Below are 7,228 nucleotides of genomic sequence, written 5' to 3' on the forward strand. Positions count from 1 at the left end.
AACGATTATAGCCAGACCGATCACCCGCCCCGGAAGGCGGCGGCAACGGCTTCGCCGCGGCGCGCACCCGACGCGGCATGCAGCGGCACGACGCGGGGGCTCAGGAGGCGGCGCGCGTTTCCAGCTCTTCCCAGCGCAGCATCGCGGCCTCGATCTCGGCATCCAGGGCCTCCAGCCGCGCCTTGGCCTGGGCGACTTCGTGCGGAGCCTGCTGGTACAACGCCGGATCGGCCATGCGGGCATGCAGCGCCGCCTGCTCGTCCTCGAGCGCGGAGATCAGCCCGGGCAGCGCGTCCAGCTCGCGTTTTTCGTTGAACGACAGCTTGGCTGGCCGGCTCGCCGCTTTGTCCACGGCCGGCCGCTCCTTCGCCGCCGGCGTTTTTTCCACCGCCCCCGCCCGCGCCGCGCCCGCGCTCCGCTCGTCCGTCCGGGCCTGGGCGCGGGCCGCCTGCACGCGCTGCCAGTCGGCGTAGCCGCCGGCATACTCGCCCCAGTGCCCCTCGCCCTCGGCGGCAATCACCTGGGTAACGACGTTGTCGAGGAAGGCGCGGTCATGGCTGACCAGGAACAGCGTGCCGTCGTAGCCGGCGAGCAGTTCCTCGAGCAGATCGAGGGTCTCGATATCGAGGTCGTTGGTCGGTTCGTCGAGCACCAGCACGTTGGCCGGGCGGGCGAACAGGCGGGCGAGCAGCAGGCGGTTGCGCTCGCCGCCGGAGAGCGACTTGACCGGCGAGCGCGCGCGCTGCGGCGCGAACAGGAAATCGCCGAGGTAGCCGATGACGTGCTTCTTCTCGCCGCCGATCTCGACGAAATCCGAGCCCGGGCTGATCACTTCGGTCAGCGCCAGCTCGGGGTCGAGCTGGGCGCGGAGCTGGTCGAAGTAGGCCACCGACTGCCGGGTGCCGCGGCGCACCGTGCCCTCGTCGGCTTCGATCTCGCCGAGGATGAGCTTCAACAGCGTGGTCTTGCCCGCGCCGTTGGGGCCGATGAAGCCGATGCGGTCACCGCGCAGGATGCGGGTGGAGAAGTCGCGCACCACCACCTTGTCACCGTAGCGCTTGGTGACATGGGTCAGTTCGGCCACCATCTGCCCGCTCTTGTCGCCGCTATCGACCGCCAGGCTGACGTCGCCGAGGCGGTCGCGGCGCGCCGCGCGCGCGCGGCGCAAGGCTTCGAGCCGGCGCACGCGGCCTTCGTTGCGGGTACGGCGCGCCTCCACCCCCTTGCGGATCCACACTTCCTCCTGGGCGAGGAACTTGTCGAAGCGCGCGGCAGCCTTTTCCTCCGCGTCCAGCTCTTCGGCCTTGCGCCGCTGATAGTCGGAAAAACGCCCCGGATAACTCGCCAGCCGCCCGCGATCGAGCTCGATGATGCGGGTGGCGACGTTGTCGAGGAAGACGCGGTCGTGGGTGATGACGATGACCGCGCCGCGGAAGTCGCGGATCAGTTCCTCCAGCCACAGGATGCCGTCGAGATCGAGATGGTTGGTGGGTTCGTCGAGCAGCAGCAGGTCGGGTTCGGCAACCAGCGCGCGCGCCAGGGCGACACGCTTGACGCCACCACCCGAGAGGCTGGAGACCGGCGCCGCGGGGTCGAGCCCGAGGCGGGCGACGATCTGCTCGACGCGCTGGTTCAGGCGCCATGCCTGGGCCGACTCCACCGCGTGCTGCAGGTCGTCAAGCCGGGCGAGCGCCTCCGGGGTGGCGTGCTCACCGACGGCCAGCATCGCGGCGTGGTACTCCGTCAGCAACTGCGCAGCCGCACCCAGACCGTCGGCGATGGTGGCGAAGACGTCGCGCTCGAGAAGGAAATCCGGCTCCTGCGGCACGTACGCCGTCACCATCCCGGCCTGCCGCCACACCGTGCCGTCATCGAGCGCCGCCTGACCGGCGAGGGCGCGCAGCAGGCTGGATTTGCCCGAACCGTTGCGCCCGATCAGGGCGACGCGCTCGCCCGCATCGAGCTGGAAAGCGACATGGTCGAGGAGGTCGACGTGACCGAAAGCGAGGCAGGCGTTATCAACGGAAAGGAGGGGCATCGGAGGGGCGCGATCGTCACGCGCGGGCGGGAAAGAGAGGTGCGGATTTTAGCCCCGCGCTGGCATCCGGGGCGGAATATCGCATAATGCGGCGCACAAATCGCGCTTGAACGCCCGCACCTGGCCCCCTGCGCCGCGGCGTTTCTCCAAGCCCTCACCGCAGCGCGCGGGACATCGACCACGCGCCGGCGCGGCAGCAAACAGGTACCCAATCGATGGAAAGACTCCTTGAACGCTTCGCCCAGCCCGGGCAGGACCCGGTCGCCCTGTGGGCGGCGCTGGTGGACAAACTGCGCCCGCCGCGCGCCAGCCAGACCGGCAAGGCGACCGCCAACCTGCGCACCCTCACCGACCTGATCGGCCGTCGCAGCGACCTGCGAGCCGGCCTGCGCACCTCCCTCGTGGGCCTGTTCGCCGAACGCAAGCAGGTGACGCTGTACGTCTCCTCGGGACTGCTGCCGTCGACCGGCTTCTTCTCCGAGACCTCGCGCCGCATCGCCGGGCGGGTGCTGCCCGAAATCATCGACACCGCCTACCTGAGGGATCTGCTGTCGGCGGTGTTCCACCGCAAAGACGACGAAGTCTGGGTCAATGCGGTCGCCGACGAGGTCTGGCTGGAGTTGCTCACCACCCTGGTCGGCCACGAAACGCCGATGTTCGAGGAAGACGCCAGCCCGCTCCCCCACGCGGTGGGCGAGATCCTCGAAGCGCTGCGGGTGCTGTCCTTCCACGTCTCGGCGATCGGCCTCGACCCCGAACTGGTGCGCATCGACCCCCACCTGGAAGAACACGAATCGCCCTTCCTGGCGCAGAACAGCGAGTTACTGATCTACATCCAGCACTACACCGACTGGTGGACCACGCCCGGCGCGCTGATCGCCGACGACAAGCACCTGACGGTGATGCTGCACCAGTGCGACGAAATCCTGCAGCGCGTACGCAAGCGCGCCACCCGCATCGGCACCAGCCTCACCCTGACCTTCAAGCTCGAGCGCCTGCGCCAGCACCTCGAACGCATTCACGAACTGATCAGCCTGCTCAGCGAACTGCGCACCCGCCGCGTCATCGAAGACGTCGCCCCGCGCCTGATCGGCCTGTTCAAGGCCCTGGTGCGCGCCGAATGCCGCAAGAACGTGCTCACCGACTACTGGGGCAAGAACGTCGAGCTGTTGTCGCTGCGCATGACCGAAAGCGCCAGCAAGACGGGCGAACGCTACATCACCAGCACCCGCGGCGAATACTTCAGCATGTTCGGCTCGGCCGCCCTCGGCGGGCTGATCATCGCCCTCATGACGGCGCACAAGATCGTGCTCGGCACCCAGGGCATGGCGCCGCTCAACGAACTGCTGTCGTTCTGCCTGAACTACGGCCTCGGCTTCGTCCTGATCCACGTCCTCGGCGGCACCGTCGCCACCAAGCAGCCGGCGATGACCGCCAACGCGATCGCCGCCTCGATCGGCGAAGCGCGCGGCAAGACACGCGACCTGGAAGCACTGGCCGACCTCATCGTGCGCACGGTGCGCAGCCAGGTGGCCGCGATCCTGGGCAATATCGGGGTTGCCATCCCGGTGGCACTTTTCATCGGCTTCCTCCTCGAACTCGCCACCGGCAGCCACTTCGTCCCCCCCGACAAGGCCTGGCTCCTGCTCGACGAAATCGACCCGCGCGGCGGCGCCCTGTTCTTTGCCGGAATCGCCGGCGTATGCCTGTTCATGTCCGGCCTGATCGCAGCCTATTACGACAACCTTTCGGCCTACAACCGCATCCCGCAGCGCCTGCGCCAGTTGCGCTGGCCGCGCCGGCTGCTGGGCGAAGAGCGCACCGAGCGGATCACGGTGTACATCGAAAACAACCTCGGCGCCCTCGCCGGCAACTTTTTCTTCGGCTTCCTGCTCGGCGGCGCGACTGCGATCGGCGTGCTGTTCGGCCTGCCGGTCGATATCCGCCACATCGCATTCTCGTCCGCTTACCTGGGATATGCCGCAATCGCGCTCGATTTCGCCCTCCCCCTGCAGGCCGTGGCCCTGGGATTGGGTGGCGTGCTGCTGATCGGCGTGACGAACCTACTGGTCAGCTTCACCCTGACCCTGAGCGTAGCCATGCGCGCACGCCGCATCACCTTCGCCCAAGGGCGCAGTCTCGGCAGGCTGCTGCTGAAACGCCTGCTCCGCACTCCGCAAGCGTTCCTGCTGCCGCCGCTTCGTGACGAAAAAGACGAAGCCGCGACGCCCGCCGCCGCGAGCGCGCCCGCGGCAGGCGAATTCCACCCGGCAGCGAGCGCCGCGGCAAACGGGAACGAAAACGACAAATCCGCCCCCGACAAAACCTGAGATCCCTCCCGGTCGATTGCCATCGTCCCCCACCCGCAGCGCGATCGACCGGCTGCCCGGCCGATCGCGCCGCATGCCTGTACCGGGAACCGTAGTGCAGTGGGATGGTTGTCGCACTTGGTCCCGCACCGCCGAACGGCTAGAATAGCCGGCCGTGCTCGTCATAGTTCAACGGATAGAACAGGCGCCTCCTAAGCGCCAGATCCAGGTTCGATTCCTGGTGACGAGGCCAATTCACCGCGCCACCGAATCCGCAAACGCCCGGCTACCACCCAAGCCAAACGCGTTCCCGAGTCCTCGCGCCTCTCATCGTTTCCGCATGCCACGCCTCCGACATGTGCTGTTCGATCTCGACGGCACCCTGATCGACTCCGCGCCGGCGATCCTCGCCAGCTATCGTGACGCCTTCGAGGTCGCAGGGCGCGAGCCCGCATGTCCGATCGATGCATCGATCATCGGCCCGCCGCTGACCGAGACGCTGGAGCTTCTGGCTGGCGACTGCGACAAGGTGCTGATCGACCGTCTGGCGGAACAATTCAAGCGGAGCTACGACCGTACCGGATACCGCCAAACGAGCGCCTTCGATGGGATCCCCGCAATGCTCGCACGCCTCAAGGGTAGCGGGCTGTCGATGTCCATCGCGACCAACAAACGGCTGCACCCCACCCGCCTGATTCTTCGCCTCCTCGGATGGGAAAATCATTTCGATGCCGTATACGCGCTCGACCTCTTCGAGCCTCGCCTGCCCGACAAGGCCGCGATGATCGCCCGCCTGCTCGCTGACTGCCGAATCGACCCCGCCAGCGCGGTGTACGTCGGCGACCGCGACGAAGACGGCCGCTCGGCCGACGCCAACCACCTCCCTTTTCTCGCCGCAACCTGGGGTTATGGCAGTCTTTCCGCGGCCGAAATGGCCCCCCACTGGCGCGCTTTCGAAAGCCCCGCAGCGCTGGCCGAGGCGCTTCTCGGCTGCGGCTGAATCCGTTCTCCCCCGCGCCGACCGCCCCTGTCAGCGCGACATCGGCCGCGCCCGACGCCCTACTCGCCCACCTTCCCCCGCCCCGCTTTCACCGCTGCACGCCGCGCCTTGCCCTCCAGACGCCGCGTGACGGAGGCGCGCGTCGGCCGGGTGGCGCGGCGGACCTTGGGCCGTGCCGCGACACGGTTGATCAGCTCTTCCAGCCGCCGCAGCGCTTCGGCGCGGTTCTTCTCCAGGCTGCGGAACTTCTGCGCCTTGATGATCACGACGCCGTCCTTGCTGATGCGCTGGTCACCCAGCTGCAGCAGCCGTGCCCGAATCGCCTCGGGCAAGGATGAGGCGGCGATGTCGAAACGCAGATGCACCGCGTTCGACACCTTGTTCACGTTCTGCCCGCCCGCGCCCTGGGCGCGGATGGCGCTGATCTCGACGTCGTCGGGCGAGACGGTGACGTGGGGGCGCATCGGCATCCGCCTTGCGGTTCAGGCAGCGCCTGCCGCCGCGCGGCCGGCCTGGCGCGCGGCTTCTTCCCTGCGCGCCGCCTCGATGATCTGCATCACTTCGTCGACATCGGCGTATCCCTCTTCCGCCCTGAAGACCCCGGTAAGCGCGCTCTCGGGCTGAAGCTGGCCCGATTCATACAGCGACCAGATCTCGCTACCGTAGTCGGTATCCAGTAGCGCGGGGGCGAATTGCCCGAAGTACGCGGCGAGGTTGGCGACATCGCGCTCGAGCATGCGGCGGGCGTTGTTGTTGGCCGCAGCATCGACCGCCTGCGGCAGGTCGATGATCACCGGCCCGTCGCGGTCGATGAGCACGTTGTACTCGGACAGATCGCCATGGACGATGCCGGCGCACAGCATGCGTACGACCTCGCGCACGAGCATCGCGTGGTAGCGCCGCGCATCCTCCGCGCCGAGCACGACGTCGTTGAGGCGCGGCGCCGGTTCGCCATCTTCGTCGGCGACCAGCTCCATCAGCAGCACGCCTTCGTGAAAGTCGTACGGCGTCGGCACGCGCACCCCGGCCGCGGCGAGACGGCGCAGCGCGTCCACCTCGGCGTGCTGCCACGCCGCTTCCTGTTCCTGGCGGCCGTAGCGCGAGCCCTTGGCCATCGCACGGGCCTGGCGGCTGTTCCGGGTCTTGCGCCCCTCGGTGTAATCGACCGCGTGGTGGAAACCGCGCTTGTTGGCTTCCTTGTACACCTTGGCGCAGCGCAGCGTGTCGCCGCACTGGACGACATAGACCATCGCCTCCTTGCCGCTCATCAGCTGCCGGATGACGGCGTCGACGAGGCCATCGGCCACCAGGGGCTGGATCCTGCTCGGGGTTTTCATGCCTTAGGGGTGCTCCTGGGCGCGGCGCCGTGGGTCGGGTGTCGCTGCGCGGCATTGCTGCGCACCATGTGAAGGTAAAGGGCCTCGACCTTCTCCCGCGCCCACGGCGTGCGACGCAGGAACTTGAGGCTCGAGGCGATGCCCGGTTCGTGGTTGAAGCAGCGGATGTCGATCTGCCGTCCGAGCGCCGCCCAGCCGTAGCACGCCACCAGTTCGTTGAGGATCCGCTCCAGCGTGAGGCCGTGCAGGGGATTGTTGGGTTGGGGTGCGGTCATCGCGTTCTCTCGCGTCCGGGCTGGCGGTGGTATGGGTCGATTGGACCACGTGGTAACTCGCGACGCGGCCGCGACGGTTTCGCTCACGTCATAATTCCGAACACGGTCGCCTGCGCCCACCAAAGCACATTTCAAACACACCTTCGTAACCCATTGATTGTAAGCGCTCCACGAACCCCATCCTTCCTGGGCTCGCTACGCTGTGATCAACTGCTCAGCCTTGAGATTCCAGGGCAGGAGAGCCTCGAAGTGTTCGACGGTGGTGGCGC

The 7,228-nt window shown here is 67.7% G+C and carries 6 protein-coding genes and 1 tRNA gene; 3 read left to right on the forward strand and 4 right to left on the reverse strand.

Annotation, left to right across the window (positions count from 1 at the left end; all coding sequences use genetic code 11):
• Window positions 1-100: 100 nt before the first annotated feature.
• Window positions 101-2,038, reverse strand: coding sequence for an ATP-binding cassette domain-containing protein (locus MXC99_RS11870; protein WP_247725657.1), 1,938 nt, complete (start codon window positions 2,036-2,038; stop codon window positions 101-103).
• A 215-nt stretch (window positions 2,039-2,253) separates the two neighbouring features.
• Between MXC99_RS11870 and MXC99_RS11875 the strand changes: the two genes are divergently transcribed.
• The 3 genes from MXC99_RS11875 to MXC99_RS11885 all read left to right on the forward strand — a co-directional run bounded on the left by MXC99_RS11875 (window position 2,254) and on the right by MXC99_RS11885 (window position 5,347).
• Window positions 2,254-4,368 carry a site-specific recombinase gene (locus tag MXC99_RS11875; protein WP_247725658.1) on the forward strand — a complete coding sequence of 705 codons (2,115 nt, stop codon included), beginning with the start codon at window positions 2,254-2,256 and terminating at the stop codon, window positions 4,366-4,368.
• Window positions 4,369-4,525: 157 nt separating this feature from the next.
• A tRNA-Arg gene (locus MXC99_RS11880) sits at window positions 4,526-4,600 on the forward strand.
• A gap of 87 nt (window positions 4,601-4,687) precedes the next feature.
• Window positions 4,688-5,347 carry an HAD family hydrolase gene (locus tag MXC99_RS11885; RefSeq protein WP_247725659.1) on the forward strand — a complete coding sequence of 220 codons (660 nt, stop codon included), beginning with the start codon at window positions 4,688-4,690 and terminating at the stop codon, window positions 5,345-5,347.
• Between the two features lie 59 nt (window positions 5,348-5,406).
• On the opposite strand, the gene arfB is transcribed toward MXC99_RS11885, so the two are convergent.
• Genes arfB through MXC99_RS11900 form a run of 3 tightly spaced genes read right to left on the reverse strand, consistent with a single transcriptional unit; the run spans window position 5,407 to window position 6,959 of the window.
• Entirely contained in the window at window positions 5,407-5,811 is a 405-nt protein-coding gene (arfB, locus tag MXC99_RS11890; protein WP_247725660.1) for an alternative ribosome rescue aminoacyl-tRNA hydrolase ArfB, read from the reverse strand.
• 18 nt (window positions 5,812-5,829) lie between these two features.
• Complete coding sequence (locus MXC99_RS11895) at window positions 5,830-6,684, reverse strand: PA4780 family RIO1-like protein kinase (RefSeq protein WP_247725661.1); 855 nt, start codon at window positions 6,682-6,684, stop codon at window positions 5,830-5,832.
• On the reverse strand, window positions 6,681-6,959 hold the full coding sequence (locus tag MXC99_RS11900) for a VF530 family DNA-binding protein (protein WP_247725662.1): 279 nt from the start codon (window positions 6,957-6,959) through the stop codon (window positions 6,681-6,683). Before MXC99_RS11900 ends, MXC99_RS11895 begins: the two co-directional genes overlap by 4 nt.
• Between the last annotated feature and the right edge of the window lie 269 nt (window positions 6,960-7,228).

Source organism: Thauera aromatica (assembly GCF_023093595.1).
GTDB classification, from domain to species: Bacteria; Pseudomonadota; Gammaproteobacteria; order Burkholderiales; family Rhodocyclaceae; genus Thauera; species Thauera aromatica_A.